Genomic DNA, 14765 nt, shown 5'->3' on the forward strand with positions numbered 1-14765 from the left:
CGATATCGCCTGGACACGAACCGGCGGGTGGGTTGGGATGAACCGGTGGCCACCGACACCGAGACCGACGTATTCGAAGAACACCGTCCCGTGCTCCAGGGCGTCGCCTACCGCATGCTCGGACGCGTCAGCGACGCCGAGGACGTGGTGCAGGACGCCTGGCTGCGCTGGTCGGCCGCGGACCGCAGCGAGGTGCGCGAGCCGCGCGCCTATCTGGTCCGCGTCACCACACGCCTCGCGATCGACCGGCTGCGGCAGGTCAAGGCGCGGGGGGAGACGTACGTCGGTCCGTGGCTGCCCGAGCCGTATGTCACCGACTTCGGGGACACCGTGCCCGACACCGCCGAGCAGGCCGTCCTCGCGGACTCGGTCTCCCTCGCCGTCATGGTCGTGCTGGAGTCGCTGTCACCGCTGGAGCGGGCGGTGTTCGTGCTGCGCGAGGCCTTCGGCTATCCCTACGCCGAGATCGCCGCCATGCTCGACCGCGGTGAGCCGGCCGTGCGTCAGCTCGCCGGGCGGGCCCGCAAGCACGTCGACGAGCGACGGCCGCGCTACGAGGTCGACCCGGCCCGGCGCCGGGATCTGACGGAGCGTTTCCTCGTCGCCGCGGGCGGCGGCGACCTGGAGGCCCTGATGTCGCTGCTGGCGCCGGACGTGCGGCTCGTCGGGGACAGCGGAGGCAAGACCAAGGCGCCGCTGCGGGTGCTGGAGTCCGCGGACCACGTGGGCCGCTTCATCGTCGGCGTCGCCGAGAAGGGCGCCCAGGACCTCACCTGGCGCTTCCTGGAGCTCAACGGCGGACCGGCCGCGCTCGCGCTGTCCGGCGGCAAGCCCGACTCGGTGTTCCAGCTCGACATCGTCGACGGTCGCATCCAGTCCGTTTACATCATTCGCAACCCCGACAAGCTGCGCTCCCTGCTGAACCTCTGACATTCCGCATACGACGAGGCCCCCGTTCATGACGGGGGCCTTGCCGTCGTGTTGCACACCCGGGCGAGCACGAACGCGGCGTGAACGTTCACGGCAACGTGCCCGGGAGTTGCTCCGAGGATCGAGGATTGGTCTTGACCAAGGGTGGGGGCCGCCCTATGGTCGCAGAGAAGTGCAACAACCTTTAATAAACAAGGGCGCTAAAACGCCGCCGGACCAACGGCGATTGCGGAGGCAAGGGTGGGGACCACGCAGCTCGAAACGGTGCCGGAACCGAAGTACTGGCACCTCAAGACCGTGCTCAGTGAGGCACTGGACTCCGAATTCTCCGTGGGCGAGATCCTGCCCAACGAGCGCGACCTCGCCGCCCGCTTCGGCGTCGCCCGCGCCACGCTCCGTCAGGCCCTGGAGCAACTGGAGCTGGAGGGCAGGCTCCAGCGCCGCCGGGGTGTCGGCACGACCGTCGCGCCGCCCCGCGTGGGCGTGGCCGTCGGCACCGAGCAGCAGGCGTGGCCCGGGTCGGCCGGTGACGACTGGCAGACCGTCGACTGCGCCGTGGCGGTGCCGCCCGCCGCCGTCGCCGACGCCCTGGAGACTAGCCGCGAGCAGCAGGTGCACATCGTCCGCCGCTCCCGGGTGACCCACGGTCAGCCCGTCGCCGCCGAACTGCTCTACGTCCCCGAGGCCTCGGTGCCGGAGCTCTCCGCCATCGACACGCCCTCGGGCGCGGCCCGCGCGCGTGCCGTGCTGCGCGAACTCCAGCGCCTGGAGCTGGACAGCCGGGAGAACGCCGTCGAACTCGGCTCGGCCCGCGCCGACGACGCCAAGGAACTCGACCGCCTGCCCGGGGCCCCGGTCCTCGTCGTCACCACCCGCTATCTGGCGGGAGGCCGCACCGCCGCCCTCTCGGTGGCCACCTACCGTGCCGACACCTGCCGGCTGACCTTCGGCGACTCCGGCACGGTCGAGATCCACGAGGGACCGGAACGCCAGGCGTCCTGAACGCCAGGTTCCTGAACGGCACAGCGGTGCACCGGACTTGGATCGGACCCGGGTCCGGGGCACCGCCGCAGGTCATCCGTAGCCGGTGTCGGACCGCTCACCGCCGGGCCGTCACCGTGCCCTCCACCGCGAACAGTTGCGCCTCCACATGGTCGAGGGCGAGGCGCAGCGCCCCGGTCGCGACGGCGGCCTCGCCGAGGAGCGACAGGGTCACCTTCGGCGGGCGCAGACAGTAGCGGGCCAACTCGCCCCGCAGCGGCTCCAGTACGTCGTCGAGCCCGGTCGCCCAGCCGCCGACCACGACCAGTTCCGGATCGACCGCCAGGACGAGCGCGGCCACGTCGTGCACGAGCCGCTGGATGAAGCGGTCCACGGCCGCCCGGGCCCGCTGGTCGCCCTTCCGGGCCTGCGCGAAGACCTCGGCGACCGCCTGCTCGTCGAGCGGGTGCAGGGGTTCGTCCGTGGTGGACAGCAGGGTCTCCGGGGTGACCTCACGGCCCAGCAGGTGCAGCGCGCCGATCTCGCCGGCCGCCCCGCCGTACCCCCGGTGCAGCCGGCCGCCGATCAGCGAGCCCGCACCCGGGCTCAGCCCGGCCAGCACGAACACCACGTCGTCGGACTCGGTGGCGGCGCCCTTCCAGTGCTCGGCGACGGCGGCCGCGTTGGCGTCGTTCTCCACCAGCACCGGGCACTTGAAGGAGCGGCTGAGCCGTTCGCCGAGGCGCAGGCCCGTCCACTCCGGCAGCGCGGCGCACAGCCGTATCGTGCCGTCCGCCTCCACGATGCCCGGGGAGGCGACTCCCACGGCCCACAGCGAGTCCCGCGCCACCCCGGCCCTGCGCAGCAGTTCGGCGACCGCGGTGCGCAGCCGCTCCAGGCGTTCGTCGGCGGACGCCGTCTCGTCGACGTCCTTGGCCACGGCGCCCAGCACCCGGCCGTCCAGGTCGGACAGGAGCGCGGCCACCCGGTGCGGTCCGATGTCCAGACCCAGCAGATGGCCCGCCTCGGCCCGGAACCGGAACCGTCGCGCGGGCCGCCCCTGGCGCCGGGCGACGCTCTCGTCGGCGGCCTTCTCGACCACCAGACCCCCCTCGATGAGCCCTTCGACGACCCCCTCGACCGTCGGCCGGGACAGGCCCGTCACCCGGGTGATCTCCGTGAGCGTGGCACAGTCCGTGGCACGCAGCGCGTGCAGCACCACCGCGGAGTTGATCCTCCGCAGCAGCGAGGGATCCCCGCCGGTCAGCCGCCCCAACGTCCGTCCTCCCAGCTCGTGCGCGTGTTGGGGCGGATCGTACAGGTCGCTGGGGCAGGTTGCGCCGGGCGCTCGGCCCCTTTTTCGTCCGCCACGCCGTGGTGGCCGGGTCGCACACCCCGGTGGAACGCCCTCTCGATCTGCGGCCACCCCCGCGGAACGCCCTCTCGATCCTTGGTCACCCCGGCGCGACGAACCCCGACTCGTACGCCGCGATCACGGCCTGCGTGCGGTCCCGCGCCCCCAGCTTCGCCAGCACCCCGCTCACATGCGACTTCACGGTCTCCGTGCCGACGACCAGCCGCTCGGCGATCTCCGCGTTCGACAGTCCGCGCGCCATCAGCCGCAGCACCTCCGCCTCCCGGTCGGTCAGCCGGGCCCGCTCCATCGCCGCGCGGGCCGCCAGGTTGCCGCCGCCCTCGCCGTACCGGGCGGCGAGCTGCCGTACGGACGCCGGGAACAGCAGGGACTCGCCCTCGGCGACCAGTCGCACCGCGTGCACGATCTCGGCCGGCCGGGCCCGCTTCAGCAGGAACCCGTCGGCACCGGCCCGCAGCGCCTCGTACACGTACTCGTCGTTCTCGAACGTCGTCACCACGAGGATCTTCGGCGGCCGATCCACCGTCCGCAGCACCGCGCGCGTGGCCTCGATCCCGTCCAGCAGCGGCATCCGTACGTCCATGGCGACCACGTCGGGCCGCAGCTGCCGTACGAGGGGGATCACCGCCGCCCCGTCCGCCGCCTCACCGACCACCTCGATGTCGGGCTGGGCCTCCAGCACGGCCCGCAGACCGGCGCGTACGAGGGGTTCGTCGTCGACGAGGAGAACGGTGACCGGCATCGGGTCAGCCTAGATCAGCGCAGCGGCAGCTCGGCGTGCACCTGCCAGTCGCCCTGGTCGGGGCCGGTGTGCGCGCGGCCACCGAGCAGGGCCGCGCGCTCGCGTATGCCCCGCAGACCGCTGCCCCGGCCCGGGCCGGGAACGCCCGCCGGTGCGGGATTGCGGACCTCGAGGGCGAGGGTCTCCCGCGAGACCTCGACCCGGACCCGGACCGGGACGGCACCCGCGTGCCGCAGCACGTTGGTCAGCGACTCCTGGAGGATGCGGTAGCCCTCGCGCGAGACCGGGCCAGGCACGGTGTCCAGCGGCCCGCTGAACTCGGCGTCCACCTTCGCCCCCGACGCGCGGGCGGACTCCAGGAGCCGGTCCGACTCGGCCAGTGTCGGACGGCCGCTCACCGGCCCCCCGGACTCGCGCAGGACGCCCAGCACCCGCTCCAGGTCCTCCAGCGCGGCCCGCCCGGTCTCCTCGATGGCGTCCAGGGCGCGGTCGGTGAAGTCGGGGTCGCCCGCCGCGCGGGCCGCTCCCGCCTGGACCACGGCGACGGTCAGCGCGTGCCCGATGGAATCGTGCAGCTCGCGGGCGATGCGGGTGCGCTCCAGGAGTTGCTCGGTGCGCTCCTCCAGAGCGGCGAAGCGGTCGGCGGGGGAGGGGCCCAGCAGCCGCAGCGCGAGCGCGGTGACGAGACGGCCCGCGCCGAACACGGTCGCCGCCAGCGCGGCCAGGGAGAGCGGTGCGAGCAGGATGTGCCACCACCGGTGGCCGTCGAGCAGGACGAGCACGCCTTCGTCCACGTCCCGCCCGAACGCCGACGCCACCAGGTCCACCGTGCTGATCAGCAACTGGACGGAGAGCCACGCCGTCGAGAAGCCGAGCAGCAGCCGCGCCTCCAGCCACAGCGCGAGCCGGCCCCGGTCGCGCCAGGACCCGGACGGCGCGACCACGACGGCACTGCTCTCGTTGTCGTGCCGATGCCCCGTCAGCAGCAGCCTGGCCTGCAATCCCTCCACCGTGCGCATCGCCGGAACCAGGGCGGCCGGGGCGAGCGTCGCCGCCGCCACCGGCCAGGTCCACCACGCCTCCTCGACGAACATCCACATGGCCGGCCACACGGTGGCGATGAACAGATGCAGCCACCGTGTGTACGTCACCGCCCGGCCGAACGGGCGCAGCAAACGGACCATGCGGTCATCGTGCCAGCCGCCACCGACAACGGCCCTCCCCCGCACGGGGGAGACGATCTCCACGCGCGGGGGAGGCCCCGGCACTGCGGCACCGGCGAGGCTGCTGCCATGACCTGCATCGAAGTCCAGTCCCTCACCAAGGAGTTCGGCACCCGACGCGCCGTGGACGACCTCACCTTCCGGGTGCTGCCGGGCCGTGTGACCGGCTTCCTCGGCCCCAACGGCGCCGGAAAGTCCACCACCATGCGGCTCGTCCTCGGCCTCGACCGGCCCACCTCCGGCACGGCGACGATCGGCGGACGTCCCTACACCGCTCTCGCCGAACCCCTGCGCCATGTGGGCGCCCTGCTCGACGCGCAGGCCGCGCACGGCTCCCGCACCGGCCGCGACCACCTGCGCACGCTGGCCGCGAGCAACCGCATCCCCGGCCGCCGGGTCGACGAGGTGCTGGAGGCGACGGGGCTGGCATCGGTGGCCCGGCGCCGGGTGCGGACGTACTCCCTGGGCATGCGGCAGCGGCTCGGCATCGCGGCCGCCCTGCTCGGCGACCCCCCGGTGGTCCTGCTCGACGAGCCCTCGAACGGACTCGACCCCGAAGGCATCATCTGGATCCGTGGGTTGCTGCGCCGCCTGGCCGGCGAGGGACGCACGGTCCTGGTCTCCAGCCACCTCATGAACGAGACCGCGTCCTTCGCCGACCATCTCGTCGTCCTGGGCCGGGGACGTCTGCTCGCCGACACACCCATGCGGGAGTTCATCCACGCACGCGTGCAGCCGAGCGTGCTGATCCGCACGCCCGACCCCGTCGCCCTCAAGGCGGCCCTGGTCGGGCACGGCCATGACGCCGTGGAACACGAGGACGGGCACTGGAGCGTGCAGCACGCACGCGTGGACGAGATCGGTGCCCTCGTCTCGGCGGCGGGTGTCCCCATCCTCGAACTGGCCTCCCAGGAGGGCACCTTGGAAGACGCCTACCTGGATCTCACGGCGGCCGAGACCGAGTTCACCGCACACCCCCAGGAGACCTGACATGCCCTTCACCCCCGTCCTCCACTCCGAGTGGCTGAAGATACGTACCCTCCGCTCGCTCCTCGGCGCCCTGCTCGCCCTGTTCGCCGCGACCACCGCGTTCTCCGCGCTCGCCGGTGCCTCCGAGACCTCCGACCCCGACTTCGACGCGCTGTTCATGGCACTGTCCGGGGTCGCGCCGGGCCAGATCGCGGCCATGTGCTTCGGCGCCATGGCGGTGTCCTCGGAGTTCCACGGGGGTGGGCTCCGGACGACACTGGCCGCGGTGCCCCGGCGCGGGCGCTGGTTCGCGGCGAAGGCCACGGCCATCGCCGTACCCACGCTCGTGGTCGGCCTGGTCACCGCCGTCGCCGCGCTCGTCGTGGCCCGAGCCGGTCTCGGCGAGGCGGCGCACGGTCTCAGCACCGGTGAACAGGTGCGCGGTGTCGTCGGCTGCGGGATCTACCTCACCCTCATGGCGCTGCTGGCGGCCGGTCTCGCGGCGGTGCTGCGCAGTGGGGTGGGGGCGCTCTTGCTCCTGATCCCGTTCGTCCTGATCGTCTCGTTCGTGATCGGGGACGTGGCCGGCGGGGCCACCGACTTCATGCCGGACAGGGCGGGCCAGATCGTCCTGTACGAGTCGTACGACGGACCTCTGGGGCCGTGGACGGGACTCGCCGTGACGGCGGCCTGGGCGGCCACCGCCCTGGCCGCGGGGGCCTGGAGCGTACGGCACCGGGACGCCTGACCCCGCGGATCGCCTGACGCACCGCCAAATGTCAGTGGCGGCCGGTTTACTGGATCACATGGACAGCGCGAAGTACCTCGCCGCCATCGACTCGCTGTGCGCCCGCGACCTGACCGCGGCGGACGGCGGGTCGGGCGCGTACCTGTCGGGGCCCGGTTACCGCATCGAGTCGTTAGAGGTGAGCCACGGGACGCGGGACGGCGACGCGGGGCCGCGCATGGCGATCGTGGAGGACTTCTACGCCCTCAAGAGCCGCATAGGCCAGGAGCTGGACGACCGCTGGGGCAGACAGCAACTGCCCTGGGGCATGGCCACGCTCAAGGTGCGGCTCGACCGGGGCGAGGAGATACCCGAGCCCTGGTTGACGACGAGCATCGTGACGGACGACCTCGACCTCTGGCAGCCTCCCGGCTCGGACCGCTGGATCGCCCTCGGCGTGGGCTACCGCGACAAGGCCGACGAGGTCCATGTCCTCGCCGTGGCCTCGGACATCGACCCGGTGTGACCTGCGCGAGGGGCCCATCGCGCCACAAGGACAGGCCCTAGCCCTGCTCCGCCGCCACCCGCAGCCGGGCGAACTCCTCCGCCATCGTGGCCGCGGTCCAGTGCGCGTTGAGGCCGCTCGGGTTGGGCAGCACCCACACGCGTGTGTCGCCGATGGTCCGTTCCTGCGGCCCGACCTGTGCCTTGCGGTCGTCGAAAGCGGCGCGATAGGCGGTCACCCCCACCACGGCCAGCCAGCGCGGCTTCAACCGTGCCACCTTCTCCGCCAGCAGCCGCCCGCCCTCGCGGTACTCCTCGGCGCTCAGCTCGTCCGCCCGCGCCGACGCACGGGCCACGACATTGGTGATGCCGAGCCCGTACGACAGCAACTCCCCCTGCTCCGAAGGCTTCAGGAGCCTTGGGGTGAACCCGGACAGATGCAGTACCGGCCAGAACCGGTTTCCGGGACGGGCGAAGTGATGGCCGGTCGCGGCGGTCATCAGACCGGGGTTGATGCCGCAGAACAGAACGCGGAGACCGTCCGCGACGACATCCGGCACGAGCCGGTCGCGGGCGGCCTCCAGATCCGCGGGGGTGAGCCGGGTCAGAGGATCGCCCCCGGCGTGTAGCCCGCGGCGGCCGGGTGCTGCTTGACGATCTCCTCGATCCGGCCGACCACGACGGCGACCTGGTCGGCCGCGGCACCCGTGAAGGACAGCTTGTCGGCCATCAGCTCGTCGAGCTGGGCACGGTCGAGCGGGATGCGCTCGTCGGCGGCCAGCTTGTCGAGGAGTTCGTTGCGCTCGGCACCCTGCTCGCGCATCGCCAGCGCGGAGGCGACGGCGTTCTCCTTGATCGCCTCGTGCGCGACCTCACGCCCGACGCCCGCGCGCACCGCGCCCATCAGCACCTTGGTGGTGGCGAGGAACGGCAGGTAGCGGTCCAGCTCACGGGCCACGACGGCCGGGAAGGCGCCGAACTCGTCGAGCACGGTCAGGAAGGTCTCCAGGAGGCCGTCGAGCGCGAAGAACGCGTCCGGCAGCGCGACCCGGCGCACCACCGAGCAGGACACGTCGCCCTCGTTCCACTGGTCGCCCGCCAGCTCGCCGGTCATCGACGCGTAGCCGCGCAGGATGACCATGAGGCCGTTGACGCGCTCGCAGGACCGCGTGTTCATCTTGTGCGGCATCGCGGAGGAGCCGACCTGGCCCGGCTTGAAGCCCTCGGTGACCAGCTCGTGCCCGGCCATCAGCCGGATCGTCTTGGCGAGCGAGGACGGGGCTGCCGCCAGCTGCACCAGCGCGGTGACGACCTCGTAGTCCAGTGAGCGCGGGTAGACCTGGCCGACCGAGGTGAAGGCCTGCGAGAAGCCCAGGTGACCGGCGATCCGGTCCTCCAGCTCGGCCAGCTTGGCGGCGTCCCCGCCCAGCAGGTCCAGCATGTCCTGCGCGGTGCCGACCGGGCCCTTGATGCCGCGCAGCGGGTAGCGGCCGAGCAGCTCCTCCACGCGCGCGTAGGCCACGAGCAGCTCGTCGGCCGCGGTCGCGAAACGCTTGCCGAGGGTGGTGGCCTGCGCGGCCACGTTGTGCGAGCGGCCTGCCATGACGAGCTCGCCGTACTCGCCCGCGAGCTTGCCCAGACGCGCCAGGACCGCCACCGCGCGGTCGCGGATCAGCTCCAGGGAGAGCCGGATCTGGAGCTGCTCGACGTTCTCCGTGAGGTCGCGGGAGGTCATGCCCTTGTGGACCTGCTCGTGCCCGGCGAGGTCGTTGAACTCCTCGATCCGCGCCTTCACGTCGTGCCGCGTGACCTTCTCGCGCTCGGCGATCGAGGCCAGGTCGACGGTGTCCAGGACCCGCTCGTAGTCGGCGAGCGCCTGCTCCGGCACCTCGATCCCGAGGTCCTTCTGCGCCCGCAGCACGGCGAGCCAGAGCTGACGCTCCAGCTTCACCTTCTGCTCGGGCGACCAGAGCGTGGCGAGCTCGGCGGAGGCGTAGCGGCCGGCGAGAACGTTCGGGATGCGGGGCTTGGCGGGAGCAGTCACGTGTACGGATTCTACTGGCGATTCGTGCAGGCCAGCGCCGGGGCCCCGTTCGTCGGAACCTACGAGAGCGTTTCCGCGAGCTCCGCCAGGACACCGGCGTGGCACGGTGCGGGTGCGCACCAGCAGGCCAGCGCCCTGCCCCGCAGCTCGGGCACCAGGGCGAGCAGATCCGGCCGCTCCAGCAGATATGCCCGGTACTTCGCCATCACCTCGGCCCGCGTGCCGTCCCTGCGGCGCGTGGGGGTGTCGTAGGCGAAGGGGTTGTGGAGCGGGTGCCTGGGCAGGTCCCAGCCGCCCATCGTCCAGCGGCGGCCGACGTAGACGAGGTCGGCGGGCGCGTGTTCCAGCCGGGGGCCGTACTCGTGGAGCCGGCCCCGGACGTTGACCACGCGCGTGTGCACGGTGTCCTACCGGTCGTAGGGCAGGAGGTCGGGGCGCTTGGGCGGCATGCCGTCCCCCGAGGAGCGGCCCGTCAGGCGCCGGCCGATCCAGGGCAGGAGATGCTGCCGGGTGAAGCGGACGTCGGCGATCCGGCGGGCCAGCCACTTCGGCGGCACGGTCGCCGGCAGCGGCGTGCGCCACTCGGTGTCCTCGGGGTCGTAGCCGAGGGACTGCCACACGGCCTCGGCGACGCGGCGGTGGCCCTCGGCCGTCAGGTGCAGCCGGTCCACGTCCCACATGCGCTGGTCGGAGAGCGAGGGGGCGCCGTACAGGTCGACGACCAGCGCGCCGTGCCGGTCGGCGAGCTCGTCGACGACCGTGAACAGCTCCTCCATGCGCGGCCGGAAACGCGCCTGGACCGGGCCCTGGCGGCCGGGGCTGCGCATCAGCACCAGCTGTTTGCAGGACGGGGCGAGTCGCTCCACCGCCTCCGTCAGCAGGTCGCGCACCCGGACCATGTCGACCTTGGGCCGCAGGGTGTCGTTCAGGCCGCCCACCAGCGTGATCACGTCCGCCTTCATCGCCGCGGCCACGTCGACCTGCTCGTCGACGATCTGCTGGATCAGCTTGCCGCGCACCGCGAGGTTCGCGTAGCGGAAGCCGGGCGTCACGGCGGCCATCCGGCCGGCGAGGAGGTCGGCCCAGCCCCGGTAGGTGCCGTCCGGGAGCAGGTCCGACATGCCCTCGGTGAAGGAGTCGCCAACCGCGACCAGGCTGGAGTAAGTGGGATTCGTCTGCATGGCGGAAGAAATGGTATCCCGTGCACATACCCGACGGTCGGTCGCCCCTGGGGCGCACACAGTCGCAGTTCACACCTGCCGGCCGAACAGCTCCCGCAGCACGTCCTCCATCGTCACCAGGCCCGCCAGCCGCCCGTCCGCTTCCAGGACCGCCGCCAGATGGGTCCGGCTGCGCCGCATCGCCGTCAGCACGTCGTCCAGGGGTGTGCTCTCCCGGATCCGGGCGATCGGCCGCATGTCGCGCACCGGGAACGGCAGGTCCCGCGGCGAGGCGTCCAGCGCATCCTTGACGTGCAGATAGCCGACGATCCGCCGCCCCTCGTCCACCACCGGGAAGCGCGAGAACCCGGACTCGGCCGACAGCGCCTCCAACTGCTCCGGGGTGACGCCCACGCGCGCGTACACGACCCGTTCCAGGGGCATCACCACGTCCCGCACCGGCCGGCGTCCCAGTTCCAGCGCATCGTGCAGCCGCTCCCGTGCCCGCTCGTCGATCAGGCCCGCCTCGCCGGAGTCCCGGACGATCCGGGCCAGTTCGGCGTCCGAGAAGGTGGCCGTGACCTCGTTCTTCGTCTCCACTCGCAGGAGTTTCAGCAGGGCGTTGGCGAAGGCGTTGATCGCGAAGATCACCGGGCGCAGCCCGCGCGCCAGGGTGACCAGGGGCGGTCCCAGCATCAGTGCGCTGCGCACCGGTTCCGCGAGCGCGATGTTCTTCGGGACCATCTCGCCGAGCAGCATGTGCAGATAGGTCGCCAGGGCCAGCGCGATGACGAAGGACACCGCGTGCCCCGCGCCCTCCGGCACGCCCACCGCGTGGAACACCGGCTCCAGCAGATGCGCGATGGCCGGCTCCGCGACCACACCCAGGACCAGCGTGCACAGCGTGATCCCGAGCTGCGCGGCCGCCATCAGCGCGGAGACGTGCTCCAGGCCCCACAGCACGCTCTTCGCCCGCCGGTCGCCCTGCTCGGCGTAGGTCTCGACCTGGCTGCGCCGCACCGAGATCAGCGCGAACTCGGCGCCGACGAAGAAGGCGTTGACGACGAGGGTCGCCAGACCGATCAGCAACTGGACGACGGTCATTCGGCCCCCTCCCCGGACTCCCGGACGACCCCTTCGGACTCCCCGGAGCTGTCGATCGGCGACGCGTGCAGCAGCACCCGCGCGGCCCGGCGCCCCTGTGCGTCCACCACCTCCAGCCGCCAGCCGGCGACCTCCACCGAGTCGCCGACGGCCGGGATCCGCCCGAGCTCCGTCGCCACCAGTCCGGCCAGCGTCTCGTACGGCCCCTCGGGCGGCCGCAGACCCACCCGGGCGAGCTGGTCCGTCCGGGCCGAACCGTCGGCGTGGAACAGCTGCCTGCCCTCGTCGTCGGTGCCGGCGGGGGCGAGGTCGGGGGTCTCGTGCGGGTCGTGCTCGTCCCGGACCTCGCCGACCACTTCCTCGACGATGTCCTCCAGCGTGGCCACACCCGCCGTCCCGCCGTACTCGTCGATGACGACCGCCATCGTCCGCTTGCCGGACAGCCGGTCCAGCAGCCGGTCCACGGTGAGGGACTCCGGCACCAGCAGCGGCTCGCGCAGCAGCTCGGCGACGGAGGCCCGGGGCCGCCGATCGGCCGGCACCGCGAGCACGTCCTTGATGTGCGCGATGCCCACCACCGAGTCCAGGCTGCCGCGGTAGACGGGGAACCGGGACAGCCCGGTCGCGCGGGTCACGTTCGCCACGTCCTCGCAGGTCGCCTGGACGTCGAGGGCGACCACCTGCACGCGCGGGGTCATCACGTTCTCCGCCGTCAGGTCGGCGAGGTTGAGCGTGCGCACGAACAGTTCGGCGGTGTCCGCCTCCAGCGCGCCCGCGCGCGCGGAGTGCCGGGCGAGCGCCGCCAGCTCCTGCGGCCCGCGCGCCGAGGCCAGCTCCTCCGCGGGCTCCACGCCGAAGCGCCGTACGACCCGGTTGGCGGTGCTGTTGAGATGCGTGATGAAGGGGCGGAAGGCCGCGCTGAACCAGCTCTGCGCGGGGCCCACCCGCTTGGCCACCGCCAGCGGCGAGGAGATCGCCCAGTTCTTCGGCACCAGCTCGCCCACCACCATCAGGAACACGGTGGACAGCGCGGTGCCGAGCACCAGTGCCAGCGACCTCGACGTGGACGCCGGGATCCCGAGCGCTTCCAGCGGCCCGGCGATCAGCGCCGCGATCGACGGTTCGGCGAGCATGCCGACGACCAGGTTGGTGACGGTGATCCCGAGCTGCGCCCCGGACAGCTGGAACGTCAGATTCCGTACGGCTTTCAGAGCGCCGGACGCGCCCCGCTCGCCGCGCTCCACCGCACGCTCCAGCTGTCCGCGCTCGACCGTCGTCAGCGAGAACTCCGCGGCCACGAAGGCACCGCAGGCGAGCGACAGCAGAATCGCGACCAGCAGGAGGAGCACTTCGGTCATCGGGTCACCTCCGTCCCATGATCGGACAGGGTCCCCAGGATCGCCCGTCCTAGCCGGCGAAGGGCTTCACCCAGCGCCGCCACTTCTCCTCGGGCGCATACCCAGCGGCGCGCCACGCGTGCTGTGCGGTTTCGTTGCGCACCAGCACCATCGCGTCCCCGCGCCGCCCGCCCAGCCGTACGAAACGTTCCTCGGCGGCCGCGAGCAGCGCGGCCCCGATGCCCCGACGCCTGCGCCCGGGGTGCACCGCGAGCCGGTACAGATGGCACCGCCAGCCGTCGAAGCCCGCGATCACCGTCCCCACCAGCTCACCGTCGAGCTCCGCGAGGATCAGCGCCTCGGGGTCGCGGGACACCAGGCGCTCCACGCCGTCCCGGTCGTCGCTGATGCTCGTGCCTTCGGCGGCCCGCTTCCAGAAGGCCAGCACGGTGTCCAGATCGTCGGGCACGGCGGCCCGTATCCGCAGGTCGGTCATACGGCGATCCCATCACCCGGGACGGCGCGGCACCCGGAATTCCACCATCCGGACGTCCGCCGCCCGGCGGCTCCGCCGGTACCGCCCCGCAGGACCCGGCTTCGGCGACTACCGTCCCCGCAGGACCCGGCTTCGGCGACTACCGTCCCCGCAGCTCCGCCAGCACCGGGGCGAACGCCTCCATGGACGCCTCCAGCACCGTCAGATACGTGAAGCCGTACCTCTCGCGCTGTGCCAGCACCTGCGCCACGATCTCCTCGACCGTGCCGATCAGGATGATGGGCAGGTCGAGGGCCTGCTGGAGGGTGAGGTCCGGGAACCGGTGCAGGAACGGGGTGGCGACGGCCTCCCGGTCGTCGGTGACGACCACCGTCTGGACGAGCAGGTTCAGCTCGGCCGGTTCCTTGCGGCCCTCGGCCAGTCGCCGGTAGTGCGCGACGCGTTCGTCGAGTTGCTCGGCGGTGGTCGGGATCAGCTTGCCGGTCGTGTTCCCCGGCACCAGCGTCGCCCCTGTGAAGGCCGTGATGTCGGCGTGCTCGGCGGACAGCCGCAGCATCCGGTTGCCGATCCCGCCGATCAGCAGGGGCACCCGGGGCCGCTGCACCGGCCGCGGCACATGGTCCTCGGCCGACAGCAGCCGCTCCAACTCCTCGACAGTGTGCCGGAGATGGTCCACCCGCTCACCCGCCGACCCGAAGGGCAGCCCGGCCCGGTCGTGCTCGGACTGCACATAGCCGGTGCCCAGGCCCAGTTCGAGGCGGCCCCCGGTGAGGGCGTCCACCGTGGCGACCTCGCGGGCGAGCAGTGCCGGGTTCCAGAAGCCCGCGTTGAGGACGAACGTGCCGAGCCGTGGCCGCTCGGTGACCTCCGCCGCCGCGACCAGCGCCGGGAAGGGCGCGACCTTGCCGAGATGGTCGGGGACCAGGATCACATCGTACCCGAGCTCCTCGGCCTGCCGGCACCTGGAACGCCAGGCTTCGTCGGTGGCGGCGGCGGTCAGATTGACGGCGAAGCGGAAGGGGCGCGGCCGGACGGGGTGGGACTGATCGAGGCGGGACCGATCGGGGCGGGACTGATCGGGGCGGGACTGATCGGAGCGCGGCTCATCAGGGCGTGGTTGATCGGGGTGCGGCTCATCTAGGCGAGGCTGATCGGCGCGGGGCATGAACTCTC

16 protein-coding genes are annotated in these 14765 nt (G+C 72.5%); 5 read left to right on the forward strand and 11 right to left on the reverse strand.

Annotation, left to right across the window (positions count from 1 at the left end):
* Nucleotides 1-45 precede the first annotated feature (45 nt).
* Both IF54_RS0109030 and IF54_RS0109035 read left to right on the forward strand, forming a co-directional pair.
* On the forward strand, nucleotides 46-930 hold the full coding sequence (locus tag IF54_RS0109030; protein WP_030316346.1) for an RNA polymerase sigma-70 factor: 885 nt from the start codon (nucleotides 46-48) through the stop codon (nucleotides 928-930).
* A gap of 240 nt (nucleotides 931-1170) precedes the next feature.
* Complete coding sequence (locus IF54_RS0109035; RefSeq protein ID WP_030316347.1) at nucleotides 1171-1932, forward strand: GntR family transcriptional regulator; 762 nt, start codon at nucleotides 1171-1173, stop codon at nucleotides 1930-1932.
* 97 nt (nucleotides 1933-2029) lie between these two features.
* Here the strand turns inward: IF54_RS0109035 and IF54_RS0109040 are convergent, their stop codons facing one another.
* From IF54_RS0109040 to IF54_RS0109050, 3 genes are all read right to left on the reverse strand, one after another.
* Nucleotides 2030-3187, reverse strand: coding sequence for an ROK family transcriptional regulator (locus tag IF54_RS0109040; RefSeq protein ID WP_030316348.1), 1158 nt, complete (start codon nucleotides 3185-3187; stop codon nucleotides 2030-2032).
* A gap of 178 nt (nucleotides 3188-3365) precedes the next feature.
* Entirely contained in the window at nucleotides 3366-4028 is a 663-nt protein-coding gene (locus IF54_RS0109045; protein WP_030316349.1) for a response regulator transcription factor, read from the reverse strand.
* Nucleotides 4029-4042: 14 nt separating this feature from the next.
* Nucleotides 4043-5212 carry a sensor histidine kinase gene (locus IF54_RS0109050; RefSeq protein ID WP_030316351.1) on the reverse strand — a complete coding sequence of 390 codons (1170 nt, stop codon included), beginning with the start codon at nucleotides 5210-5212 and terminating at the stop codon, nucleotides 4043-4045.
* A 108-nt stretch (nucleotides 5213-5320) separates the two neighbouring features.
* Here IF54_RS0109050 and IF54_RS0109055 point away from each other — a divergent pair, with 108 nt between their 5' ends.
* The 3 genes from IF54_RS0109055 to IF54_RS0109065 are packed head-to-tail and all read left to right on the forward strand — an operon-like array spanning nucleotide 5321 to nucleotide 7473.
* On the forward strand, nucleotides 5321-6241 hold the full coding sequence (locus IF54_RS0109055) for an ABC transporter ATP-binding protein (protein WP_030316353.1): 921 nt from the start codon (nucleotides 5321-5323) through the stop codon (nucleotides 6239-6241).
* A 1-nt stretch (nucleotide 6242) separates the two neighbouring features.
* Complete coding sequence (locus tag IF54_RS0109060) at nucleotides 6243-6968, forward strand: ABC transporter permease (protein WP_030316355.1); 726 nt, start codon at nucleotides 6243-6245, stop codon at nucleotides 6966-6968.
* Nucleotides 6969-7026: 58 nt separating this feature from the next.
* Nucleotides 7027-7473, forward strand: a complete 447-nt coding sequence (locus IF54_RS0109065; protein ID WP_030316357.1) for a hypothetical protein — start codon at nucleotides 7027-7029, stop codon at nucleotides 7471-7473.
* Nucleotides 7474-7510: 37 nt separating this feature from the next.
* Here the strand turns inward: IF54_RS0109065 and mug are convergent, their stop codons facing one another.
* The 8 genes from mug to IF54_RS0109105 form a co-directional block, all read right to left on the reverse strand.
* The gene (mug, locus tag IF54_RS0109070) at nucleotides 7511-8011 is read right to left on the reverse strand and encodes a G/U mismatch-specific DNA glycosylase (protein ID WP_030316359.1); all 501 of its coding nucleotides are present in this window, start codon (nucleotides 8009-8011) and stop codon (nucleotides 7511-7513) included.
* Between the two features lie 44 nt (nucleotides 8012-8055).
* Entirely contained in the window at nucleotides 8056-9495 is a 1440-nt protein-coding gene (purB, locus tag IF54_RS0109075; RefSeq protein WP_030316361.1) for an adenylosuccinate lyase, read from the reverse strand.
* Nucleotides 9496-9554: 59 nt separating this feature from the next.
* Entirely contained in the window at nucleotides 9555-9896 is a 342-nt protein-coding gene (locus IF54_RS0109080) for a DUF4326 domain-containing protein (protein WP_030316364.1), read from the reverse strand.
* Between the two features lie 6 nt (nucleotides 9897-9902).
* Nucleotides 9903-10676, reverse strand: a complete 774-nt coding sequence (locus IF54_RS0109085) for an SGNH/GDSL hydrolase family protein (protein WP_030316367.1) — start codon at nucleotides 10674-10676, stop codon at nucleotides 9903-9905.
* A 69-nt stretch (nucleotides 10677-10745) separates the two neighbouring features.
* A complete protein-coding gene (locus IF54_RS0109090; protein ID WP_030316369.1) occupies nucleotides 10746-11759 on the reverse strand; it encodes a hemolysin family protein in 1014 nt (337 codons plus the stop codon).
* Nucleotides 11756-13117: a hemolysin family protein gene (locus tag IF54_RS0109095; RefSeq protein ID WP_030316371.1), complete on the reverse strand. Its 1362-nt coding sequence runs from the start codon at nucleotides 13115-13117 to the stop codon at nucleotides 11756-11758. The genes IF54_RS0109090 and IF54_RS0109095 overlap by 4 nt, the downstream gene beginning before the upstream one ends.
* 49 nt (nucleotides 13118-13166) lie before the next feature.
* Nucleotides 13167-13592: a GNAT family N-acetyltransferase gene (locus tag IF54_RS0109100; RefSeq protein ID WP_030316373.1), complete on the reverse strand. Its 426-nt coding sequence runs from the start codon at nucleotides 13590-13592 to the stop codon at nucleotides 13167-13169.
* A gap of 139 nt (nucleotides 13593-13731) precedes the next feature.
* On the reverse strand, nucleotides 13732-14757 hold the full coding sequence (locus IF54_RS0109105; protein ID WP_078851915.1) for an LLM class F420-dependent oxidoreductase: 1026 nt from the start codon (nucleotides 14755-14757) through the stop codon (nucleotides 13732-13734).
* Nucleotides 14758-14765: the final 8 nt, after the last annotated feature.

The organism is Streptomyces sp. NRRL B-3229 (assembly GCF_000719505.1).
GTDB classification, from domain to species: Bacteria; Actinomycetota; Actinomycetes; order Streptomycetales; family Streptomycetaceae; genus Streptomyces; species Streptomyces griseorubiginosus.

What these genes read in the sequence shown, in the direction of transcription:
- IF54_RS0109090 (WP_030316369.1), bottom strand. Translation starts at nt 11,759, where the DNA reads ATGACCGTCGTCCAGTTGCTGATCGGTCTGGCGACCCTCGTCGTCAAC.
- IF54_RS0109085 (WP_030316367.1), bottom strand. Translation starts at nt 10,676, where the DNA reads ATGCAGACGAATCCCACTTACTCCAGCCTGGTCGCGGTTGGCGACTCC.
- IF54_RS0109060 (WP_030316355.1), top strand. Translation starts at nt 6,243, where the DNA reads ATGCCCTTCACCCCCGTCCTCCACTCCGAGTGGCTGAAGATACGTACC.
- IF54_RS0109065 (WP_030316357.1), top strand. Translation starts at nt 7,027, where the DNA reads ATGGACAGCGCGAAGTACCTCGCCGCCATCGACTCGCTGTGCGCCCGC.
- IF54_RS0109105 (WP_078851915.1), bottom strand. Translation starts at nt 14,757, where the DNA reads ATGCCCCGCGCCGATCAGCCTCGCCTAGATGAGCCGCACCCCGATCAA.
- IF54_RS0109050 (WP_030316351.1), bottom strand. Translation starts at nt 5,212, where the DNA reads ATGGTCCGTTTGCTGCGCCCGTTCGGCCGGGCGGTGACGTACACACGG.
- IF54_RS0109055 (WP_030316353.1), top strand. Translation starts at nt 5,321, where the DNA reads ATGACCTGCATCGAAGTCCAGTCCCTCACCAAGGAGTTCGGCACCCGA.
- IF54_RS0109045 (WP_030316349.1), bottom strand. Translation starts at nt 4,028, where the DNA reads ATGCCGGTCACCGTTCTCCTCGTCGACGACGAACCCCTCGTACGCGCC.
- IF54_RS0109095 (WP_030316371.1), bottom strand. Translation starts at nt 13,117, where the DNA reads ATGACCGAAGTGCTCCTCCTGCTGGTCGCGATTCTGCTGTCGCTCGCC.
- IF54_RS0109100 (WP_030316373.1), bottom strand. Translation starts at nt 13,592, where the DNA reads ATGACCGACCTGCGGATACGGGCCGCCGTGCCCGACGATCTGGACACC.